Source organism: Phaeobacter sp. JH20_37, from assembly GCF_048056015.1.
GTDB lineage: Bacteria > Pseudomonadota > Alphaproteobacteria > Rhodobacterales > Rhodobacteraceae > Phaeobacter > Phaeobacter bryozoorum.
In genome coordinates this window covers 1,270,273-1,292,519 of record NZ_JAYMWW010000013.1, presented here as the reverse complement: position 1 = coordinate 1,292,519, position 22,247 = coordinate 1,270,273, and the positions used below count along the sequence as shown (strand labels likewise).

Sequence of the window (22,247 nt, the reverse complement as noted above, 5' to 3'; positions counted from 1 at the left end):
TGCGTTCAATTCGCAGCTTTATGTGCCTCGCCTCTGATAAGAGACTGGACCTGAACTAGTTTTTTAGTTCAAGCTTAAATTATCCAATTGCATAACAAAAACATTGCAAAGGGTGTGATATGGGGAAGACCGACGCAACGTCATGAGCGGCGGGGCACATATCGAAGGCGTGGACAGAAGAAGGTCAGATCACAAGATGACGACGTCACTCATCAAGGGGGCGCTTGCGCGCAAGGGGTTGCTGACAGAGCAGGCCTGTCACGCGGGCGAGGCGGTGCTGGCGCAATGCGAAGCCGCTCGCGTGGAAACCGTGCGCGTCCTCTTTGCCGATCAACACGGCATTCTGCGGGGCAAGACGCTGGTCGCCGCCGGCCTGAGGTCGCTGTTTGAGCAGGGAATCGCGGTGCCGTCGACACTGTTGCTGAAGGATACCGCCCATCGCACCGCCTTCCCGGTGTGGAGCGAAAACCCCGAGGAGGTTGTGACGCCGATGCAGGGCGCCAGCGATGTGCTGCTGGTGCCGCGCCCGGAGACCTTTCGCGTGCTGCCATGGTCCCCACATTCGGCCTGGATCTTCTGTCATGTCGCGTTCCACGATGGCGACGTCGTTCCCTTCGGATCGGCCTATGTGCTGGAACGGGCGGTGGAGACATTGGCGGAACAGGGGCTGAAGACCGTGGTCGGGCTGGAGGTCGAATTCCAGATCTTCGAACGTGTGGACCCGGCGCTGGGCCACGCCCAGCAGGGGATGCCCGGGGCTCCGATCGAGACCCGGAACCTCATTCAGGGCTACCAGTATCTCACCGAAACCCGCTACGGCGAGGCCGAGGCGATTTTGGACAGGTTACGACGCAATGCGCAGGCGCTTGGCCTGCCGGTGCGCACTGTCGAGATCGAGATGGGTCCGAGCCAGTTCGAGTTCACCTTCGATCCGGCCGATCCGATGACGCAGGCGGACGCGATGGTGATGTTCCGCACAATGGTCAAGGAAGTCTGTGCCGCTCAGGGATTACACGCCAGTTTCATGGCCAAGCCGCGGCAGGATCACGCGATGGCCAATGGCTGGCACATCCATCAGTCGCTGATAGATCCCAGCACCGGGCGCAATCTGTTCATGCCCGAGGTTGAGGGCGAGCTGACGGAAGAGGCCAGTGGCTGGATCGCCGGGCTGCTCGCCCATGCCGAGGCGGCCTCGCTGCTGGTTGCCCCTACGGTCAATAGCTACAAGAGGTATCTGCCATACCAGCTGGCGCCCAACCGGATACAATGGGGAGAGGACAATCGCGGCGCCATGCTGCGCGGCCTGATGCGCCCCGGCGACCTCTCCAGCCGGATCGAGAATCGCGCGCCCGACAGTAGTGCCAATCCTTATTTCGCGCTGGCCGCGCAGATCATCGCGGGCAGCGAGGGGCTGGCCTCCGGGCGACGCGCGCCGCCGCCCACGGCATCGCCCTATTCCGACGACGCGCAAAAGCTGCCGCGCTCGCTTGGACAGGCGTTGCAGGCCTTCAGCGGATCCGACCTGTTTCGCATCGCTTTGGGGGGCGATGTGGTTGACTATCTCGCCCATCTGAAAGAGGTCGAATGGTCCCGCTACCTCGATACCGTCAGCGAATGGGAGCAGGCTGAATACTTTAACCTTTACTGATGTTTGACCGGTTCCGGCAGGGCCGTTGCGCGGTCGGCCGGCGGTGCCTGATTGCGGCGGTTCAAATGCGTTCGAGACCGCGATTGCAGCTTGAACGAGACATCCGTTATTGGTACCGTATACAGGCGTATGCGGGAGAACCATTGCAGCAGGAATTGCCTGCCGACACTGGTGCCGAAGGAGCAACCGCCCCGGAAACTCTCAGGCCAAAGGGACCGTAAACGTGACGTACTCTGGAGAGACCCTGATCACACCAGGGCGCCGAAGGGATAACGATCTCAGGCAAAGGGACAGAGGGGGCATCACATTGCGCAGGTTCTGCCTGCGTGACGATTGGATGCCGGGACCATGCCATCATTCCTGATCGGACCGGCCCTGAACTCATGGGATGGATCGGCATGACTGCTGAGACCAGGCAAATAGGAACGATACCGGCGCCAGTCGGGCTGGCCGGGGCAGTTCCCTGCGGGCGGTGCTTGGCTCCGGCGGCTCGTGCCATGCCCGTGATGCCGCAGATTTTGACACCCAAACCGCAGCCGTCCACCAGGGCGCGCTGCCATAAGCGCTGAGATCGGCGCGATCTCCAAAGGAAGAGACTGATGAAATACACCGAAGAACACGAATGGCTGCTGGCCGAGAGCGATGATCTGATCACGGTGGGCATCACAACCCACGCGGCAGAGCAGCTGGGCGATGTGGTCTTTGTGGAACTGCCCGAGGTCGGCACCGAAGTCTCCAAGGATGATGAAATCGTGGTCATCGAATCCGTAAAGGCAGCCTCCGATATCCTGGCGCCGCTGGACGGCGAGATCGTCGAGGTGAACGACGCCCTGATCGACAACCCCGGCAAGATCAACGAAGACCCTCAGGGCGACGCCTGGTTCTTCAAGATCAAGCCGTCCGATCTGTCCCCGATGGACGATTACATGGATGAAGCCGGCTACAAGGACTTCATCGGCTGATCCTTGCACCCCGCCTGCGCCGTTCCGCGCGGCGGGGTTTTTTGATCGCTGTTCCCGCACCTATCGCGGTGCCAATCCGCACCACCGGGCCAGCCCGCAGTATTCCGCTGCCTTAACCTCCTGTTGCTGAAGAGGGCGACACATGTCTTTTGAACCCACGGACTATCTGCCGTATGACTTTGCCAACCGCCGCCATATCGGCCCGTCTCCCGAAGAGATGGACGACATGCTTGCCGTGGTTGGCGCCGAGAGCCTGGATGCGCTGATTGACGAAACGGTGCCTGCCACCATCCGTCAGGCCGCCGCGCTGGAGTTTGGCCGTCCTCTGTCGGAACGCGAGCTGCTGCATCACATGCGTGAGGTCGCAGGCAAGAACGTTCTGAAAACCTCGCTGATCGGGCAGGGCTACCACGGCACCGTGACCCCACCCGCCATTCAGCGCAACATCCTGGAAAACCCGGCCTGGTACACCGCCTACACGCCCTATCAGCCCGAAATCTCCCAGGGCCGTCTTGAGGCGCTGTTGAACTTCCAGACCATGATCTCGGATCTGACCGGTCTGGAAATCGCCAATGCCTCGCTTCTGGACGAGGCCACAGCCTGCGCTGAGGCAATGACCGTCGCGCAGCGGGTCGCCAAATCGAAGGCCAAGGCGTTTTTTGTCGACCGCGATTGTCACCCGCAGAACATTGCCGTGATCCAGACCCGCGCCGAGCCGCTGGGGATCGAGGTCATCGTCGGCAACCCTGACAAGCTGGAGGCGGATAAGGTCTTTGGCGCTATCTTCCAATACCCCGGCACCTACGGTCATGTGCGCGATTTCACCGACCACATCGCGCAGCTGCACGCGCATAAGGCCATCGGCATCGTTGCAGCCGACCCGCTGTCCCTGACCCTGCTGAAAGAGCCGGGCGCCATGGGTGCCGATATCGCTGTCGGCTCGACCCAGCGCTTTGGCGTGCCGGTGGGGGCAGGCGGCCCACATGCGGCCTATATGGCGACCAAGGATGCTTACAAACGCTCGATCCCCGGCCGGATTGTCGGCGTCTCGGTCGATGCGCATGGCAACCGCGCCTATCGCCTGTCGCTACAGACCCGTGAACAGCACATCCGCCGCGAAAAGGCGACCTCCAACGTCTGTACTGCACAGGCTCTGCTGGCGGTGATGGCGTCGATGTACGCGGTCTTCCACGGCCCCAAGGGGCTGAAAGCCATCGCGCAGCGCATCCATCGCAAGACCGTGCGTCTGGCCCGTGGGCTGGAAGGGGCAGGGTTCAGCGTTGATCCCCGATCCTTCTTCGACACGATCACCGTTGATGTGGGGCCGCTGCAATCGGCGGTGCTGAAATCGGCGGTGGACGAGGGGCTGAACCTGCGCCGCGTTGGCGAAACCCGCGTTGGTATCACATTGGATGAGGTCACCCGTTCAGAGACCATCGAAGCGGTCTGGCGCGCCTTTGGCATCCGACGCAAGGACGAAGACTTCACCCATGAATACCGCGTGCCGGAAAACATGCACCGCACGTCCGACTATCTGACGCATCCGATCTTCCACATGAACCGGGCCGAAACCGAGATGATGCGCTACATGCGCCGCCTCGCGGATCGTGATCTGGCGCTGGACCGGGCGATGATCCCGCTTGGCTCCTGCACGATGAAGCTCAATGCCGCCGCCGAGATGATGCCGCTCAGCTGGCCGGAGTTCGCCAATATCCACCCCTTTGCCCCTGCCGATCAGATGCAGGGCTATGCCGAGATGGTTCGCGATCTGTCCGAGAAACTGTGCCAGATCACCGGCTATGATGCGATCTCCATGCAGCCTAACTCGGGCGCGCAGGGGGAATACGCGGGCCTTCTGTCCATTGCGGCCTATCACCGTGCCAACGGTCAGGGCCACCGCAACATCTGTCTGATCCCGATGTCGGCCCATGGCACAAACCCGGCCTCTGCCCAGATGGTGGGGTGGAAGGTTGTTGTGGTGAAATCCGCAGGAAATGGCGATATCGACCTCGAGGATTTCCGCGAAAAGGCAGAGAAACACGCCGAAAACCTTGCAGGCTGCATGATCACCTATCCCTCGACTCATGGCGTGTTCGAAGAAACCGTGCATGAGGTCTGCAAAATTACCCATGATCACGGCGGTCAGGTTTATATCGACGGTGCCAATATGAACGCCATGGTGGGCCTGTCCCGTCCCGGCGATCTGGGCGGCGACGTGAGCCACCTGAACCTGCACAAGACCTTTGCCATTCCCCACGGTGGTGGTGGCCCCGGCATGGGACCGATTGGCGTGAAGGCGCATCTGCAACCGCATCTGCCCGGCCACCCGGAAACCGGCGGTCAGGAGGGTCCGGTTTCTGCGGCTCCCTTCGGCTCTGCCTCGATCCTGACCATCAGCTGGGCCTATTGCCTGATGATGGGTGGTGCGGGCCTGACGCAGGCGACAAAGGTGGCGATCCTCAACGCCAACTACATCGCCAAACGTCTCGAAGGCGCCTATGACGTACTCTACAAGGGGCCGACAGGCCGCGTTGCGCATGAGTGTATTCTGGACACCCGCCCGTTTGAGGCCAGCGCGAACGTGACCGTGGACGATGTGGCCAAGCGACTGATCGACAGCGGTTTCCACGCACCAACAATGTCCTGGCCCGTCGCGGGCACCCTGATGGTGGAACCCACCGAGTCCGAGACCAAGGCCGAGCTGGACCGTTTCTGCGAGGCCATGCTGTCGATCCGCGAGGAAATCCGCGCAGTTGAGGCAGGCGAAATGGATGCGGAGAATAACGCATTGAAAAACGCGCCTCACACGATGGAAGATCTCGTTAAGGACTGGGATCGCCCCTATTCCCGCGAACAGGGCTGCTTCCCTCCGGGCGCGTTCCGGGTCGACAAATACTGGCCGCCGGTCAACCGCGTCGACAATGCTTACGGTGACCGCCATCTGGTCTGCACCTGCCCACCGATGGAAGACTACGCCGAGGCGGCAGAGTAACCACTTGCGAAACGGGCCCTTCGGGGCCCGTTTTTCTGTCCTGCGATGCCTATCCATCTGTGACGTCCCGTCACGCGGCTGGACAGCGGCACAACCCCCGCGCCATGCTGCCGCCAAGGGAAACAACACAAAGAGGCGCCGGGATGGACATGAACTTGGGTATGCGCAGCGAAAACCGCGCGCTTCTGGATCGGGTGGCGGCGATGATCCGCGACGAGATCATGCCGATGGAGGCCGAGTATCATGCCGAGATCGGCAAGGGGGATCGCTGGCAATACACCGATCGGCAGGCCGAAATCCTCGAAGGCCTGAAAGCCAAGGCCAAGGCCGACGGCCTGTGGAATTTCTGGCTCACCGACAGTGACAAGGGCTTTGGCCTCTCGACCGTCGAATATGCTTACTTTGCTGAGGAAATGGGAAAAACCCCGCTGGGGGCAGAGGTCTTCAACTGCTCCGCGCCCGACACCGGCAATATGGAAGTGTTTGAGCGCTACGGCACCGAGGCGATGAAACAGCAATGGCTGGCGCCGCTCCTTCAGGGCGAGATCCGCTCGGCCTATCTGATGACAGAGCCGGATGTCGCCAGCTCGGACGCCACCAATATTGCCATGTCCTGCCTGCGCGACGGCGATGACTATGTGCTGAACGGCGAAAAATGGTGGGCCTCAGGCGCAGGGGATCCGCGCTGCAAGGTCTATATCGTCATGGTGCGCACCGGCGGCGACGAGCTGCCCAAACACAAGCGCCAGTCGATGATCGTGGTGCCTGCGGATGCACCGGGGATCGAGGTGCTGCGCCCGATGGAGGTCTACGGTCACGATGACGCCCCCCACGGCCATATGCACATCCGCTTCTCAGACGTGCGTGTGCCTGCTGAAAACATGCTGCTGGGCGAGGGGCGCGGATTTGAAATCGCGCAGGGCCGTCTTGGGCCGGGGCGCATTCACCATTGTATGCGCGCCATCGGCCAGGCCGAAAGCGCGCTGGAACAGCTCTGCCGCCGCTCGCTGCGCCGCGAGGCCTTTGGCAAGCCGCTGGCCCAGCTTGGCGCCAACTACGATATCATCGCCGAATGCCGGATGGAGATCGAAATGGCCCGGCTCCTCTGTCTCAAGGCGGCATGGTACATGGATCAGGGCGATGCACGCGCCGCAGCACCCTGGATCAGCCAGATCAAGGTGGTTGCCCCCCGTGTCGCGTTGAAGGTGATCGACGAGGCGGTGCAGATGCACGGAGGGCAGGGCATCAGCCAGGACACGCCGCTGGCGCAGGCCTGGACCCATGTGCGCACCCTGCGCCTTGCCGATGGGCCGGATGCGGTGCACCGCAGGCAGGTCGCCCGCGCCGAGCTGAAAGCCTACAGTCAGGAGAATCTGGGTTAACGCTTGCCCCCCCAATCCGGGCTGAGCGGCGAGGCTCCGACCAAAAAAATAGGCCTCCAGAAATAGTCAGGCGCGCTCCCGGTGGAGGGCGCCTTTCTCATGTTAAGCCCAATGCGTTGAAAGAATGAGATTTCACCGCGTGAACTGGTCAGATCATCGGCTGATCTGACGTCGCGGAAAAATACTGTGGATATCTTGCCGTAGTTAACGGCAGTCGCTATACGCACGCCTTTCCGGTCGCAGCCTACCCGGATATCAAAACAAGGACTGAAAACTTGAAAACACTTGTCATCTGCTCGGGCGGATTGGATTCGGTATCCCTCGCCCATGTACTCGCTGCCAAAGGGCAGCTGTCGCGCCTGGTCTCGTTCGACTACGGACAGCGCCACCGCAAGGAACTCGACTATGCTGCCGCCTGCGCAGAGCGGCTCGGGGTTCCCCACGAGATCATTGATATGCGTTCGATCGGCGCGGCACTCAGCGGCTCTGCCCTGACAGACGATATTGATGTGCCGGACGGACACTACGCCGAAGATACCATGAAGGTTACGGTGGTGCCCAACCGCAATGCCATCATGCTAACCATTGCCTACGGGATTGCCGCCGCCAAGGGCGACACGGCTGTGGCAACGGCGGTGCATGGCGGCGATCACTTCATTTACCCGGACTGCCGCCCGGCCTTCACCGATGCTTTTGACGCGATGCAGCGCATGGCGCTGGACGGCTATGCAGATGTGGCGCTGGTGACACCGTTCGTGCATCGCTCCAAAGGCGACATCGTCACCGCAGGTGCGGCGGTGAACACGCCCTTTGCCGAGACCTGGTCCTGCTACAAGGGTGGCGAACATCATTGCGGGCGCTGCGGCACCTGCGTTGAACGCCGTGAGGCCTTCGATCTGGCAGGCGTTGAGGATCCGACAGTCTACGCGGACCCCGATTTCTGGCGCACAGCCATCAAGGAAGGGGCCGCCTGATGTTCCGCATTACCAAGGAGTTCCACTTCTCCGCTTCACATCAGCTGACCCATCTGCCAGCCGATCACCAATGCGCGCGGCTGCATGGGCATAATTACATCGTCGTGGTCGAACTGGCCGGCGCCAAGCTGAACAGCGACGGTTTTGTCCGCGATTATCACGAGCTGGCACCGCTGAAGAATTACATCGACGGCAGCTTTGATCATCGCCATCTGAACGATGTGATGGACGGCCCCTCGACCGCTGAGAACATGGCCCGTCATTTCTACGAATGGTGTGTCGCGCGCTGGCCCGAAACCGCTGCGGTGCGGGTATCGGAGACCCCGAAAACATGGGCCGAGTACCGACCATGAGCCTGCGCATTGCCGAAATCTTCGGACCCACGATCCAGGGAGAAGGCGCCCTGATCGGGGAGCCGACCGTCTTTGTCCGCGCTGGCGGCTGCGATTACCGATGCAGCTGGTGCGACAGTCTCCACGCGGTTGACAGCAAATACCGCGAGACCTGGATCCCGATGACCACCAGCGATGTCTGGGCAGAGGTCACGCAGCTCAGTGGCGGCCAGCCGCTGACCGTCTCGCTCTCGGGTGGCAACCCGGCCATTCAGGACTTTGCCGAGCTGATCGCACGGGGAAAGGCCGAGGGCTATCGCTTTGCCTGCGAGACGCAGGGCTCGATCAACCAGCCCTGGTTTGCCCAGCTGGACACGCTGGTGCTCAGCCCGAAACCGCCCTCCAGCGGCCATAAGGTGGATTGGCAGAAATTTGACCACTGCCTTCAGGCTGCAAAGGGGTGCGGGCAAACCGTGGTGAAGATCGTGATCTTCGACGACCGGGATTATGACTGGGCGCGGGCCGTTGCAAAACGCCTGCCGGACCTGCCGCTCTACCTGCAACCCGGCAACCCGGAGGTGGACCCGGATAAACCGGTGGACCTGACCGCCGCCACAGAACGTCTGCAATGGCTGATTGAAAAGGTAACCGGAGACCGCTGGTTTACCCCCCGTGTGCTGCCACAGCTCCATGTGCTGGTCTGGGGCAACAAGCGCGGTGTCTAGGCCGAGAGACCTGAGGAGAAAAGAAGATGAGTGACGATATCTACAAGGATCTGAAACAGCTGGGCGGCGCGACCGTAATGCCCAGCAACCCCGACGAAGCAGAGCTGGAGCGGGTGCAGAACCCGCAGGCCGACGTCGCCTACAACGTGCGCTTCACCGCGCCGGAGTTCACATCACTCTGCCCGATGACCGGCCAGCCCGATTTTGCCCATCTGGTCATCGACTACGTGCCGGGCAAATGGCTGGTCGAGAGCAAATCGCTCAAGCTGTTTCTGGGCTCCTTCCGCAACCACGGCGCCTTCCACGAAGATTGCACCGTGTCCATTGCGCGTCGGCTGGCCGATTACCTTGAGCCGCAGTGGCTGCGGATCGGCGGCTATTGGTACCCGCGTGGCGGCATTCCGATTGATGTCTTCTGGCAGACCGGACCGCTGCCGGAGGGCGTCTGGATCCCGGATCAGGGCGTGCCGCCCTATCGCGGTCGCGGCTGAAAACGTCGCTCTGGCCGTCAGCCGACGGCCTGATCACTGAATGCGGGCCGGGTCGTCAGGCCTGGCTCGCCCGCGGTCCCAGCAACGGATCGCGGGCCATGGCGGCGGCATCGACATCCTGCGGTTCCGCTCCCAGAAGATTGCCGCGACGGCGATTGAAGTAGAGATCAATCCGGCTGTAGAGCGTGTTGCGGCGCATCTCCAGACAGCGCATCAGCGCCTTGCGGGCATAGTCCAGCAGCTCATCTTTCTGATCCTGAAGGCCAATCACTTCCTCGGCCCGGTTCGATCCACCATCGGCGGCTCTCTCTGCCTCAGCTTGCGGCGCGCCAGCATCCTCGCGGTTGGCCGTCGGCGGCGGTGATGATGACAGCTGCGGCGACAGCGGAAAGTGACAGCCCAGCAGGACCACATTGCCCGGTGAAACGGTGATCGGGTCGATATAGGTCAGACATTCAAAGGGCTCGCCCTCGGCATTGTAGTTCCACAGCGTTTGCGACCCGCGTCTGCACATATCGCGGGCGTGTTTCAGCAGGCTCACCGAACTTTCCTGAACCGCAGGGCCCTGGAACAGCGGGCACGGCCGGTCGATCACATCCTGCGCCCGGTAACCCGTTGCCTGTTCAAAGGCCCGGTTGACAAAAACCAGCTCCAGCTCCTCGGCTTCGGGATTGATCAGCGACAGCGGCAACGTGGAATGCCGCAGCAAAGTACCAAGAAGTTCCATCTCTTTTTCCACGTCATCACCCACCGATTAAGCATATGATCTGTGACGAAACGCGTAACCGAACGGTTGGTTCCCGTAGGGCGCCAAAAAACTGAAAAAAAAATACGCCGCCCTCCGCAACAGCGGACCGCCGCTGCCGTGAAAGGTGATTTCTGATACTTTTACAGCAGTTTGTCAGGTTGCGGAGAAGGGGTCGTCAGGATATCCGACCCGCGCAAGATAGAGCCCATGCCCCGGGCAGACCGGTCCACAGGCAGCCCTGTCCGTCGCCTCAAGCGCAGATTTCACATCCTCAGGCGACCAGGCTCCGGCGCCGACCCGCTCCAGCGTGCCGACAAAACTGCGCACCTGATTGTGCAGGAACGACCGCGCCCGCACATGGAAATGGATCTCCGGCCCCGAAAAGCCCTGAACCCGCTCGACGCGCAGCTCGTCCAGCGTCTTGAGCGGGCTGGCCGCCTGGCAGATCGAGGAGCGAAACGTGGTGAAATCATGCTGGCCGATCAGATGGTGCGCGGCCTCCTGCATGGCGTCTGCATCCAGATCATGGCTCAGCTGCCAGACCTGTCCGGCGTCATGGGTGGCAGGCGCCCGGCGGATCAGGATGCGGAACAGATACTGCCGCTCAATGGCCGAGAACCGCGCGTGCCAATCGTCGTCCACACGGGCGCAATCCACAATCGCCACTGGCGCAGGCTTCAGATGGTAATTCAGCGCCTCGGACAGGCGGAAGGGATCCCAGTCCTTTTCCATGTCGCAATGGGCCACCTGACCCAGACCATGCACCCCGGTATCGGTGCGGCCTGCTGCGGCAATGGTATGGGGGCCGGGTTCGAGCCGCGCAAGCGCATCCTCGATCGCCCCCTGAACCGAGGGCTGATCCTTCTGGCGCTGCCACCCGGCAAAGGGTGCGCCGTGATATTCGACTTTCAAAGCAAAACGCGGCATGAGCGGGCAAGTAACGCGGCAATCGCGGCGGCACAAGTCCCGGATGGCGGCCTGCCGGGGTGGTATCATACCCGGTCAGCCCTTATCTTGATCAAATCGAACAAGGATCCGACCCCGCAAAGGGTCGGCAAGACGGGGCAAACCTTTGGGATTATCATCACTGGCAGACGGGGTCTTGCGCAGCGTCGAAGGGGCGGGCGCCGCCCTTTCGGAGAGCCTGTTTGAACCGTCGATCCGCCTTGGCGTCACGGGTCTCGCCCGCGCCGGCAAGACCGTGTTCATCACCTCACTGGTGGCCAACCTGATGAACCGGGGGCGGATGGTGCAGCTCTCGGCGGTGCGCGAAGGGCGGGTCGAGACGGCGTTTCTGCAACCCCAGCCCGATGACACCGTGCCCCGATTTGACTACGAAAACCACCTTGGCGCCCTGACCGGGCCGCGCCCCTTCTGGCCCGACAGCACGCGGGCCGTCTCTGAACTGCGCCTCAGTCTGAAGGTGCAGCCAAACGGTCTGCTGTCGGGCCTTCAGGGACCACGGACCCTGCATCTGGACATTGTCGATTATCCCGGTGAATGGCTCCTGGATCTGGCGCTGCTGGACAAGACATACGCCCAGTGGTGCGATGAGGTGCTGACCCGCATCCGCAGTCGGTCGCAGGCGGCGGTGTTTCTGGATCTGGCGCAGAAGGTTGACGCCACAGCTCCCCATGACGAACCGCTGGCGCAGGATCTGGCCGCGGCCTTTGCCGCCTATCTGCAGGCCGCCCGTGCCGCCGGCTACTATGACTGCACACCGGGGCGCTTCCTGTTGCCGGGGGATCTGGCAGGGTCGCCGGTGCTGACCTTCGCGCCGGTCCCGCTTTGCGATAGCGCCCCGCGCCGGTCGCTTCACCGCGAGATGGAACGCCGGTTTGAGGCCTATAAGTCAAAGGTCGTGAAACCCTTCTTCCGCGATCATTTCGCCCGCATCGACCGGCAGGTTGTGCTGGTCGATGCCCTCAGCGCGATCCATTCCGGCCCCCGCGCGGTCGAGGATCTGCGCCACGCGATGACCGATATCCTTGCCGCCTTCCGTCCCGGTCGCAACGGGTTTCTGCGCCAGATCCTGCGCGGCAAGCGGGTGGAAAAGATCCTGTTCGCGGCGACCAAGGCCGATCACCTGCATCACCAGCAGCATCCGCAGCTGACCGCCATCATCGAGGCGCTGACCCGCGATGCCCGCGACCGGGCCCGCTTCGCCGGGGCCGAGACGGCGGCGCTGTCGCTTGCCGCCCTGCGCGCCACGACGGAGGAACTGCGCCATCACAACGGGATCGAGCTGCCCTGCGTGCGTGGCACGCTTCTGGACAGCGGCAAGCCTGCGGCCTTTTATCCCGGCGCATTGCCGCAGGATCCCTCGCATCTGCTGACCCCGGCCCGGCAGGGCGCAGAGACCTGGCTCGACGGCGATTATCAGGCCATGGCCTTCGCCCCGGCTCCGCTCACCCTGCGTCCGGGCGACGGCCCACCTCACATCCGCCTCGACCGGGCGGCAGAATTCCTGATCGGAGACCGCCTTTGACCTGTGTCGCACAGTCTGATCCACCGCCCGCGCTGCGCCCGGCCCGCAGCACTGACGCAGGCAAGATTGCCGAAATCCTGCACGGGTTCGAAGTCGACACGCCATGGATGCCCAAACGCCATACCGGTGCCGAGGCGATTGGCTTCTGCGGGATCATGATTGATCGCGGCTGGGTCACCGTGGTGCAGATCGGCGGCCGGATCGAAGGCTTTCTGGCGCGGGACGGCGCCACGATCTGTGCGCTCTACATCCGGCAGCGTGCACGCGGGCAGGGGCTGGGACGCCTGCTGCTGGACTATGCCAAATCGGTGCAGTCGCCGCTGGAACTCTGGACCCATCAGGCCAATGAGGGGGCGCAGCGGTTCTACCGGCGCGAAGGCTTCGGGGAGCAGTCGCGCAGCGATGGGGCCACCAATGATGAGCGCTTGCCGGATATCCAGTATCTCTGGCCGACGCCGCAGCCCGCCGCTGGTCCCCGACCGGCGGCGCAGGCCCGGCCGTCCGCCACATCACCGTCCGCCACATCAAAGGACAGAGCATGACCCGCAAGGACGCCGTTCTTTTTGACCTCTCCGACAGCGCCACGGCAGATGCCGCACCGGATGTGACCGCCGCACCACCGGTGCCTGATCTGGATGGCGCCAGCAGCAACCTGCCACAGCCCGCGCTGGCACAGGCGGCGGAGCTGGCCAGCCGTCGCCCCTCCCGGCTGGCGCGCTGGTTCTGGGCCTGTCTGATGGCCCTCATCGGTGCCGTCATTTCCGTCGCGGCCTGGGATTTCACCACCGGGCTGATCGACCGCCTGCCGCTTCTGGGCTGGGCCATCAGCGCAGGCTTTGCCATCGCCCTGCTGCTGGCGCTACTGATGGGTCTGCGCGAACTGGCCGCGCTGTCGCGCCTGCGCCGGGTCGAAAGCCTGCGCGCTGCGCAGCCCCTGCTGGCGGCGGATGCCCGGACCGCCGATGCCACCGCCGATCTCAAGGCTGCGCGCAGCTATGTCTCCGGGCTGGAACGGTTTTATCGCGGCCGCAAGGATCTCGCCTGGGGGCTGGCCCGGCTTAGCGAGCGCAAGGCCGATATCATGGATGCCGACGCGCTGCTGCAACTGGCCGAGGCGGAGCTGCTGGCGCCGCTGGATGCCCGCGCCCTGCGCGTAGTCGAAGGTGGCGCACGTCAGGTCGCGACGGTCACCGCACTGGTGCCGCTGGCGCTGGCCGATGTGGTGACCGCGCTTGTGACCTCATTGCGGATGATCCGCCGCATTGCCGATGTCTACGGCGGCCGGTCCGGTTTTCTCGGCTCCTGGCGGCTCACCCGCGCCGTGCTATCCCACCTGGTCGCCACCGGCGCCGTGGCCGTTGGCGATGACCTGCTGGAGCCGGTGCTGGGCGGATCGTTGTTGTCGAAACTCTCGCGCCGCTTTGGCGAAGGGCTGGTGAACGGCGCACTCTCCGCCCGCGTTGGCATCGCCGCGATGGAGGTCTGCCGCCCGATGGCCTTCTCAAAGGCGCAGAAGCCAAGCACCCGCAAGGTCATCCAGCGCGCCCTGACCGGCCTGTTTTCCAAGGATCAATAGGCAGGCCTGAGGCTCATGCGCAGCATAAGCCACGCCCAAGGCTGCCAGGTGGCTCTGGCCCCGCCAGAGCGCCGCCGCAGAGGCGGGAGAGCCGCCGTCCTCCGGGATCAGAACAGCTTCGGTGGCGCATCCTTGGGCTGGCGCATGGCGACGATCCCGGTGCGAAACCCCTCGCCAATCCGATCAGCCAGCGCGCCCCATTGCAGCGCCGTCCGTTCCGGCAGCTCCGCCTGCAACACCTCGTGAAACAGCCCCAGCCAGAGCGGGAAATGCTCCGCCTTCACATCCGGCCTGCTGACATGCACCCGCATCGGATTGCCGCTATAGCATTTCTCCCGCAGGATCGCATTGCGCCAGAAGCCCGCGATCTTCTCTTCATGTTCCGGCCAGTCGGAGACATGGGCGGCAAACACCGGCCCCAGCACGTCGTCCGCACGCACCTGCATGTAAAACACTGCGACCACGCGGGAAATCTCCTCTGCGGTGATCTCGAACCGCGCCAGTGGGTTCTGTGTTGTGGTTTCGGTCATTGTCTGCTCCGGCCTGCCATCTGCCGCTAGATATGCTGAAGCAGAGACCAACGAAAGGGGGGCGTATCTGACGCAGCGCTTGTTCAAGCCTCTGCTGGCGCCTGCGGCTGCTGCCGTTATGGTGAGCGGGAGATTTGGCAAAAAGGTATTCATTGATGGCGGAGAGCGCAAAGCGCGTGCTGGTTCTGGGCGCCTGCGGGTTTGTCGGGGCTGAGGTGGTACGCGCCCTGCGGGCCGCTGGAATGCATGTGACCGGCCTGGGCCGCAGCGCCGTGCAGGCTGCCCGGGTGCTGCCGGGTGTGCCGTTTGTGCAGGGCGACTTGCTGCAGCTTTTGCAGCCCGAAGAGTGGGTGCCGCTGCTGCAGGGCGCGGACGCTGTGGTCAACTGCGCTGGCATTCTGCAAGATATGGCGCCGGGCGAGCTGGAGGCCGTGCATCACACGGCCATTGCTGCCCTGGGGGTGGCTTGTGCAGAGCGGAACATCGCCGTGGTGCAGATTTCAGCGGCCGGTGCAGGTCCGGATGCCGGGACAGAGTTCATGCGCAGCAAGGGGCGCGGGGATGCCGCCTTGCAGGCCGCTGGTGTGCCGCTGAGGATCCTGAAGCCGGGGCTGGTGATCGGGCAAAATGCCTATGGCGGCACGGGTCTGCTGCGGATGCTGGCGGCGGTGCCCTTGGTGCAGCCCGTGGCGCTGGCAGACGCGCCGGTGCAATGCATCGGCATGGCCGATCTGGCCGCGGCGGTGGTTGCCGCGCTGCGGGGGGAGCTGCCGCAAGGCACCTTTGATCTGGTGGAGGATCAGCCGCAAACCCTGGCGGAGGTGCTGGCAGAGACCCGGGCGTGGCTGGGGTTTGCCCCGGCGGGCTGGCTGCTGCGTTTGCCGGACTGGCTGCTGCCGCCGGTGGCGGGATGTGCTGACGCATTGGGGCGGCTGGGCTGGCGTTCCCCGCTGCGATCCACCGCAATGGCCGAAATCCGGAGCGGTGTGCGCGGCGATCCCGCACCGTACCGGGCCGCCATGGGGCAGGGGATTGCCTCGCTCAAGGCCATCTATCAGCCGCTGCCTTCGGGACGCGCCCAGCGGCTGGACGCGCGGATGGCGCTGCTGATGCCGGCCGCCGTCGCGGTGCTGAGCCTGTTCTGGCTGGCCTCGGGCGTGGTCGGCCTTTGGCAGCTGGAGGCTGCCGCCAAGGTGCTGGCGGATGCAGGCTGGGGCAGCCCGCCGGCGAAAGCCAGCGTCGCCTTCTGGTCGCTTGCCGACATCGCCCTGGGGCTGGCCATCCTGTGGCGGCCCTGGGCGGCGCGGGCCTGCCTGGGTATGGCAGCGGTTTCGCTGATCTACCTGACTGCAGCCACGGTGGTCACCCCGCAGATGTGGGCGGATCCGCTGGGGCCGCTGGTCAAGGTGCTGCCGGGGCTGCTGCTGGCGCTGATCACCCATCAGCTGCTGCAGGAGCGCTGAGATGGACCTGGACCTTGCCTTGCGCTGGCTGCATGTGATCGGCGCCTGCGTGCTGCTGGGCACCGGCGCGGGCATCGCCTTTTTCATGCTGATGGCACACCGGACACGGGATGCCGCACTGATTGCCCACACCGCCAGCGTGGTGGTGCTGGCTGACCTGCTGTTCACCGCCACAGCCGTGATTGCGCAGCCAATCACCGGCGGGCTGCTGGCCTGGCGGTTGGGCTGGCCGCTGAGCGCCGGCTGGCTGGCGCTTTCGCTGGGGCTTTATTTGCTGACCGGGCTGTTCTGGCTGCCGGTGGTCTGGATCCAGCTGCGGCTGCGCAATCTGGCGCGGGCGGCAGCCGCGGCGGGAGAGGCGCTGCCAGCGCGCTATCACCGGCTGTTCGCTATCTGGTTTGCTTGCGGCATTCCCGCCTTTGCTGCGGTGCTGATGATCCTCTGGCTGATGCTGGCGCGTCCGGATCTGGGTATCTGGCTGGTACGTTAGTTCTTACTTATTGCCTGGCCGCAGGCCGGGCAGCGCCCGTCCCACCCCGTGCGGAACGGGCACAGCCCTCATCGCAGTGCGGCACAACTGCCGCTTTACCCGCCTGCCGCTCCTGCCTATAAGGCCCTCATGTCCCATGTTGCGGCCATCATTATTCGAATTATATCCCCGGCGCTCTGACCACGTGAGCCGCCGGGCAAAGGTGCTTGAGCCATCGCACCGAACCGAATATCCCAAAATACGACCAGATCATCCAAAGGACGCTGCACATGTGTGCCGACACGCCTCAGACGCCTGAGTACAAAGACACCCTCAATCTGCCCAAAACCGATTTCCCGATGCGCGCGGGCCTGCCCAAGCGTGAGCCGGGCTGGCTGGAGCGTTGGGCGCAGATTGGCGTCTATGACAAACTTCGCGAAAAGGCCGCCGCCGCCAAGGGCACCGATGCCGAGCGCAAGCCCTTCACCCTGCATGACGGCCCCCCTTACGCCAACGGTCACCTGCATATCGGCCACGCGCTGAACAAGACGATCAAGGACATGATCGTCCGCTCGCACCAGATGATGGGCTTTGACGCGCGCTACGTGCCGGGCTGGGATTGCCACGGCCTGCCGATCGAATGGAAGATCGAAGAGCAGTACCGCAAGAAGGGCAAGAACAAGGACGAGGTGAACGTCGTCGATTTCCGTCAGGAGTGCCGCAAGTTCGCCGAAGGCTGGATTGATATCCAGCGCGAGGAATTCAAACGCCTTGGCATCACCGGCAACTGGGCTGATCCTTATATCACAATGGATTTCCACGCCGAAGCGGTGATCGCGGATGAATTCATGAAGTTCCTGATGAACGGCACGCTCTATCAGGGCTCCAAACCCGTGATGTGGTCGCCGGTTGAGAAAACCGCGCTGGCCGAGGCCGAGATCGAGTATCACGACCATAAATCGCACACCATCTGGGTGCCCTTCGGCTTTGCCAATGCGACCGGCGATCTGGCCGATGCCCGCGTGGTGATCTGGACCACCACCCCCTGGACGATCCCGTCGAACAAGGCCGTCGCCTTCAATCCGAAGGTCGCTTACGGCCTCTATCGTGTGGACGCCACCGAAGAGGAAAGCTGGACCAACCCCGGTGATCTCTATCTCTTTGCAAACGCGCTGGCCGAGGATGCGCTTGGCAAATCCCGCGTCACCGAATTCACCAAGGTCCGCGATGTTGAGGCCTCCGAATTTGCAGGGCTGATCTGTAAACACCCCTTCAATGGTATCGAGGGCGCGAACGGCTTCTGGGATTATGACGTGCCGATGATCGACGGCGACCATGTCACCGATGATGCAGGCACCGGCTTTGTCCACACCGCGCCCAGCCATGGTGCGGATGACTATGAGTGTTTCGTCGCGCGCAACTGGATCGACCGGATGACCCACAACGTGGGCGAGGAATCTGAATTCCTGTCGCATGTGCCGTTCTTTGCCGGGCTTCAGATCTTTGACAAGAAGGGCAAGGAAGGCAAGGCCAACACCGCCGTGATCGCCAAGCTGGTCGAGGCCGGCGGCATCATCGCCCGTGGCCGCATCACCCACAGCTACCCGCATTCCTGGCGCTCCAAGGCACCGATCGTGTTCCGCAACACCCCGCAGTGGTTTGCCTCCGTGGACCGCGAGCTGGACGACGGCATGGGCGAGATGGGCGATACCATCCGCACCCGCGCGCTGAATTCCATCGACCAGCTGGTGCACTGGACCCCGCAGACCGGCCGGAACCGCCTCTATTCGATGATCGAAAGCCGCCCGGACTGGGTGCTGTCGCGCCAGCGCGCCTGGGGCGTGCCGCTCACCTGCTTCGTGAAGAAGGACGTGCTGCCGACAGATCCCGATTTCCTCCTGCGCAATGAACAGCTGAACACCCGCATCGTGGCCGCGTTTGAGGAACATGGCGCCGATGTCTGGTACACGGATGGCTTCAAGGAGAAGATGCTCGACGGCATCGCGAACCCCGACGATTACGATCAGGTCTTTGACGTGCTCGACGTCTGGTTCGACAGTGGCTCCACCCACGCCTTTGTGCTGCGTGACCGCGAGGACGGCACCGAGGACGGTATCGCCGACGTCTATATGGAAGGCACCGACCAGCATCGCGGCTGGTTCCACTCTTCCCTCTTGCAGGCCTGCGGTACCAAGGGCCGCGCGCCCTATCGCAACGTGGTCACCCATGGATTCACGCTGGACGAGAAGGGCAACAAGATGTCCAAATCGCTCGGCAACACCATTGTGCCCGAGAAAATCGTCCAGCAGTATGGCGCCGATATCCTGCGTCTCTGGGTGGCACAGACCGACTACACCGCCGACCAGCGGATCGGGGCGGAAATCCTCAAAGGTGTCGCCGACAGCTATCGCCGCCTGCGCAATACCATGCGCTACATGCTCGGCAGCCTTGCGGATTTCTCCGAAGATCAGCGCGTGGATCCGACCGATATGCCCGAGCTGGAACAATGGGTTCTGCACCGTCTGGCGGAGCTGGATCACAAGGTCCGCACCGGCTATCAGGCCTTTGATTTCCAGGGTGTGTTCTCGGCGGTGTTCAACTTTGCCACCGTGGATCTGTCGGCCTTCTATTTCGATATCCGCAAGGACGCGCTCTACTGTGACGGCGACACGCTGAACGCCCGTGCGGCCCGCACGGTGCTGGATATCCTGTTCCACCGGCTGACCACATGGCTGGCCCCGATCCTGGTCTTCACCATGGAAGAGGTCTGGCTGGAGCGGTTCCCCGGCGATGACAGCTCGCTGCATCTTCAGGATATCCCGACGACCCCGGCCGATTGGCTGAATGAGCCGCTGGCTGCGAAATGGGCCAAGGTCCGTCAGGCCCGCCGCGTCGTTACCGCCGCTCTTGAGGTGCAGCGCGTCGACAAGGTGATCGGCGCCTCACTGGAGGCCGCGCCGGTGGTGCATGTGCGCGATGCCGAGGTTCTGGCGGCGCTGAAATCGGTGAATTTCGCCGATGTCTGCATCACCTCCGATATCGTGCTCAGCGGTGACCCGGCCCCGGCCGAAGCCTTCCGCATGCCCGAGGTGGACGGCGTGTCGGTGGTGTTCGAGAAGGCCGATGGTGATAAGTGCCAGCGCTGCTGGAAAATCCTGCCGGATGTGGGCAACCACAGCCATGCGGGAGTCTGCGGCCGCTGTGATGCGGCGCTTGGCTGAGCCGCGCTAAGAGTGGGCGCGGGCGGGTTTGATGTCCGCCCGTCTCGCCTGTGGTGATCACAGATCCCGTCAGGGATCTGCGCGCCGCCCGCTCCTAGATGGGGCGGGCGGCGCGCTTCTTTTGGACGTCCGCGACAGGGGCCCCTGTCAACAAACGCCGGGGGTTTCTATGAAATCTCTTTGTGCTGCTGTTCCGCAGTCGGCGCGGCGGGGCGTGGCCTGCCGGGGTGAACCTCCCGGATGCCTCAGCCGATCACCCGCTGGGCGGCACGATACTGGTTCTGGGCGATCACCTCGCTGACCGGAAGCGGCCCTGCGTGGTAGCCCGACTGCAGATCCTGCAGTTTCTGTTGAACCACTGAACGCAGATACTGGGTGCCTGCCATCATGCTTGCTCCTTCGCTCGGTCCGGTCAAAGCTGCCTGTGTCGATGTGGCTGCCGCTTTCTTGGCGACCGATGCGACACTCTCCAGGCCACCCGTCTGCTCACCGGGCTGGCCCGCCTGCGCGGCCTGCTGCCCATTCATATGTCCGCTCAGCATACGGTACACGCTGACATTTGATTGACCGGTGATCTGCATGGTGACTGACCTTCTTAACAACTTGAGACCCATCTTTACTAAAATTTGGCGAAATTGCATGCGCTCCTGTGGGTAGCCGACAGCGCCGAAGGCATAGGTTCCTATCCAAAAGGTTAGGATCCTGACGGCCCCGGATCGGGCATTGCCTTGACGGCGGTGGCCATCGCGCAGAGAGTCGGCGGATGGGATCAGCAGCCCCTGGTGCTGCGATCCGGGCGGCCAGCGACGTTGAGGCGTGCCGCCGCAGCAATAAGGGATCATCGTGACCGGGCAGCTCTCTGCAACCGCGACACAGCATATCGCTCAGGCCGGTCTCGACACGCCGGTCGGCTGGCTTTGTGTGACCGAGCGGGACGGGGCCATTGTCCGGCTGGACTGGTCAACGGCGCCCGCCGGAGCGTCGGCTTCGGCGCTGACGGAGCGGGCGCTTGCCCAGCTGCGCGCCTATTTTGCCCATGAACTGACGGAATTCGACCTGCCGCTGGCGGTGGCGGGCAGCGATTTTCAGCGCCGGGTCTGTGCTGCCATGTCGGCGATTCCGCTGGGGGAGACCCGCACCTATGGTGAAATCGCGCGGGAGCTTGGCGCCGCCGCGCAGCCGGTGGGCAATGCCTGCGGAGCCAATCCGATCCCGGTGATCATCCCCTGCCACCGGGTTCTGGGCGCGGGCGGACTGGGCGGGTTCTCCGGTGCAGGCGGTGTGGAAACAAAGGTGGCCCTGCTGCGCCACGAAGGCGCGGCCGGCCTGCTGATCTGACCACCGCGGCCATTTTTTGCAAACATCGCAGGGCGGCATGCCCCCGTCAGCGGCTGAGGCTCAGGCCTCGCGCTCCGGCACGATCTGCTGGGCGATACCGACAAAGATCAGATAGATCGAAGTCAGCACCAGCCCCCAATGTGCCCAGCTCTGCGGGTGGAAATCCACCCAGGCGGCCCAGCCGGCAAAGAAGGTCCAGGCCAGCGCCACCGGCAGCGACACCTTGCGCCAGCGTTCGGTGCGGACCGGGTGAATGAACTTCAGCGGCAGGAACATGGCAATCGCCAGGAGGGTGACCAGAACCAGGCTGGTCCAATGGCTCGGCTCTAGCGCAAAGATGACCAGCACCAGCATGTTCCAGCATCCCGGAAAACCGGAAAAGGAGTTGTCCTTGGTCTTCATCCGGGTGTCGGCAAAATACAAGGCACTGGCAAAGGTGATCACGATCAGCGCCATCCAGCCGGTCCAGCCTGCCATCAGGCCGGATTTGAACAGGGCAAAGGCCGGAATGAACACATAGGTGAGATAGTCGATGATCAGATCGAGCAGCACGCCGTCAAACTCCGGCGCATAGCGTTTCACCTCATAGTGGCGGGCCAGCGGCCCATCAATACCATCCACGGCAAAGGCCACGACGAGCCAGACAAACATCAGGCTCCACTTGGCATCAGCCGCAGCCAGCATGGCGAGGATTGCAAACACCGCACCGGTGGCGGTGAGCAGGTGAACGGAGAGGGCGCGAAACTGAGGTGTCATCTGCCCCTGATGGCGAATTTCCCGTTATCTCGCAAGTGGTCAATGGGAAAACGCTGCATCCATAGGCGGAAATTCAGGCCTTTGGTGTCCTCGGTGCCACCTGCTGCCACGGATCGGTTCGGCGTCCATCGCTGGCTGGCGCCCTGCTGTCG

Annotated in this window: 20 protein-coding genes and 1 riboswitch; of the genes, 15 read left to right on the top strand and 5 right to left on the bottom strand. The window is 63.3% G+C overall.

The window, feature by feature from the left end; genetic code table 11:
* Positions 1 to 196 precede the first annotated feature (196 nt).
* From VWZ87_RS11060 to queF, 8 genes are all read left to right on the top strand, one after another.
* Positions 197 to 1,648, top strand: a complete 1,452-nt coding sequence (locus VWZ87_RS11060; RefSeq protein WP_416536329.1) for a glutamine synthetase family protein — start codon at positions 197 to 199, stop codon at positions 1,646 to 1,648.
* A gap of 223 nt (positions 1,649 to 1,871) precedes the next feature.
* A riboswitch (glycine riboswitch) is annotated at positions 1,872 to 1,952 on the top strand.
* Between the two features lie 295 nt (positions 1,953 to 2,247).
* The gene (gene gcvH, locus VWZ87_RS11055; protein WP_340544561.1) at positions 2,248 to 2,610 is read left to right on the top strand and encodes a glycine cleavage system protein GcvH; all 363 of its coding nucleotides are present in this window, start codon (positions 2,248 to 2,250) and stop codon (positions 2,608 to 2,610) included.
* 142 nt (positions 2,611 to 2,752) lie between these two features.
* Positions 2,753 to 5,602 (top strand): aminomethyl-transferring glycine dehydrogenase, encoded by a 2,850-nt coding sequence (gcvP, locus tag VWZ87_RS11050; RefSeq protein ID WP_416536330.1) that lies wholly within the window; start codon positions 2,753 to 2,755, stop codon positions 5,600 to 5,602.
* 143 nt (positions 5,603 to 5,745) lie between these two features.
* Positions 5,746 to 6,984: an acyl-CoA dehydrogenase family protein gene (locus tag VWZ87_RS11045; protein ID WP_340544563.1), complete on the top strand. Its 1,239-nt coding sequence runs from the start codon at positions 5,746 to 5,748 to the stop codon at positions 6,982 to 6,984.
* A gap of 275 nt (positions 6,985 to 7,259) precedes the next feature.
* Positions 7,260 to 7,958, top strand: a complete 699-nt coding sequence (queC, locus tag VWZ87_RS11040) for a 7-cyano-7-deazaguanine synthase QueC (protein WP_416536331.1) — start codon at positions 7,260 to 7,262, stop codon at positions 7,956 to 7,958.
* Entirely contained in the window at positions 7,958 to 8,311 is a 354-nt protein-coding gene (gene queD / locus VWZ87_RS11035; RefSeq protein ID WP_260075073.1) for a 6-carboxytetrahydropterin synthase QueD, read from the top strand. The genes queC and queD overlap by 1 nt, the downstream gene beginning before the upstream one ends.
* Positions 8,308 to 9,015, top strand: coding sequence for a 7-carboxy-7-deazaguanine synthase QueE (queE, locus tag VWZ87_RS11030; protein ID WP_416536340.1), 708 nt, complete (start codon positions 8,308 to 8,310; stop codon positions 9,013 to 9,015). The genes queD and queE overlap by 4 nt, the downstream gene beginning before the upstream one ends.
* Positions 9,016 to 9,041: 26 nt before the next feature.
* A complete protein-coding gene (gene queF / locus VWZ87_RS11025; RefSeq protein WP_340544567.1) occupies positions 9,042 to 9,506 on the top strand; it encodes a preQ(1) synthase in 465 nt (154 codons plus the stop codon).
* A gap of 55 nt (positions 9,507 to 9,561) precedes the next feature.
* Here the strand turns inward: queF and VWZ87_RS11020 are convergent, their stop codons facing one another.
* Together VWZ87_RS11020 and truA are read right to left on the bottom strand one after the other, a co-directional pair.
* Positions 9,562 to 10,233 carry a PAS domain-containing protein gene (locus VWZ87_RS11020; RefSeq protein WP_340544569.1) on the bottom strand — a complete coding sequence of 224 codons (672 nt, stop codon included), beginning with the start codon at positions 10,231 to 10,233 and terminating at the stop codon, positions 9,562 to 9,564.
* A 174-nt stretch (positions 10,234 to 10,407) separates the two neighbouring features.
* Positions 10,408 to 11,181: a tRNA pseudouridine(38-40) synthase TruA gene (gene truA / locus VWZ87_RS11015; RefSeq protein WP_416536332.1), complete on the bottom strand. Its 774-nt coding sequence runs from the start codon at positions 11,179 to 11,181 to the stop codon at positions 10,408 to 10,410.
* Between the two features lie 145 nt (positions 11,182 to 11,326).
* Between truA and VWZ87_RS11010 the strand changes: the two genes are divergently transcribed.
* Genes VWZ87_RS11010 through VWZ87_RS11000 form a run of 3 tightly spaced genes read left to right on the top strand, consistent with a single transcriptional unit; the run spans position 11,327 to position 14,318 of the window.
* Positions 11,327 to 12,742 (top strand): YcjX family protein, encoded by a 1,416-nt coding sequence (locus VWZ87_RS11010; RefSeq protein ID WP_416536333.1) that lies wholly within the window; start codon positions 11,327 to 11,329, stop codon positions 12,740 to 12,742.
* A complete protein-coding gene (locus VWZ87_RS11005) occupies positions 12,739 to 13,284 on the top strand; it encodes a GNAT family N-acetyltransferase (protein WP_416536334.1) in 546 nt (181 codons plus the stop codon). Before VWZ87_RS11010 ends, VWZ87_RS11005 begins: the two co-directional genes overlap by 4 nt.
* Positions 13,281 to 14,318, top strand: coding sequence for a YcjF family protein (locus VWZ87_RS11000; RefSeq protein ID WP_416536335.1), 1,038 nt, complete (start codon positions 13,281 to 13,283; stop codon positions 14,316 to 14,318). The genes VWZ87_RS11005 and VWZ87_RS11000 overlap by 4 nt, the downstream gene beginning before the upstream one ends.
* Before the next feature lie 107 nt (positions 14,319 to 14,425).
* On the opposite strand, the gene VWZ87_RS10995 is transcribed toward VWZ87_RS11000, so the two are convergent.
* Positions 14,426 to 14,848 (bottom strand): group III truncated hemoglobin, encoded by a 423-nt coding sequence (locus VWZ87_RS10995; RefSeq protein ID WP_416536336.1) that lies wholly within the window; start codon positions 14,846 to 14,848, stop codon positions 14,426 to 14,428.
* Between the two features lie 155 nt (positions 14,849 to 15,003).
* Here VWZ87_RS10995 and VWZ87_RS10990 point away from each other — a divergent pair, with 155 nt between their 5' ends.
* The 3 genes from VWZ87_RS10990 to ileS all read left to right on the top strand — a co-directional run bounded on the left by VWZ87_RS10990 (position 15,004) and on the right by ileS (position 20,001).
* Entirely contained in the window at positions 15,004 to 16,311 is a 1,308-nt protein-coding gene (locus tag VWZ87_RS10990) for an SDR family oxidoreductase (RefSeq protein WP_416536337.1), read from the top strand.
* Between the two features lies 1 nt (position 16,312).
* A complete protein-coding gene (locus VWZ87_RS10985) occupies positions 16,313 to 16,801 on the top strand; it encodes a DUF2269 family protein (protein ID WP_416536338.1) in 489 nt (162 codons plus the stop codon).
* A gap of 269 nt (positions 16,802 to 17,070) precedes the next feature.
* The gene (ileS, locus tag VWZ87_RS10980) at positions 17,071 to 20,001 is read left to right on the top strand and encodes an isoleucine--tRNA ligase (RefSeq protein ID WP_416536339.1); all 2,931 of its coding nucleotides are present in this window, start codon (positions 17,071 to 17,073) and stop codon (positions 19,999 to 20,001) included.
* 245 nt (positions 20,002 to 20,246) lie between these two features.
* On the opposite strand, the gene VWZ87_RS10975 is transcribed toward ileS, so the two are convergent.
* Complete coding sequence (locus tag VWZ87_RS10975; RefSeq protein ID WP_340544580.1) at positions 20,247 to 20,582, bottom strand: hypothetical protein; 336 nt, start codon at positions 20,580 to 20,582, stop codon at positions 20,247 to 20,249.
* A 262-nt stretch (positions 20,583 to 20,844) separates the two neighbouring features.
* On the opposite strand from VWZ87_RS10975, the gene VWZ87_RS10970 reads away from it, so the two are divergent.
* A complete protein-coding gene (locus tag VWZ87_RS10970) occupies positions 20,845 to 21,339 on the top strand; it encodes a methylated-DNA--[protein]-cysteine S-methyltransferase (protein WP_416534711.1) in 495 nt (164 codons plus the stop codon).
* Between the two features lie 60 nt (positions 21,340 to 21,399).
* Here the strand turns inward: VWZ87_RS10970 and VWZ87_RS10965 are convergent, their stop codons facing one another.
* Positions 21,400 to 22,095, bottom strand: coding sequence for a CDP-alcohol phosphatidyltransferase family protein (locus VWZ87_RS10965; RefSeq protein ID WP_340544582.1), 696 nt, complete (start codon positions 22,093 to 22,095; stop codon positions 21,400 to 21,402).
* Between the last annotated feature and the right edge of the window lie 152 nt (positions 22,096 to 22,247).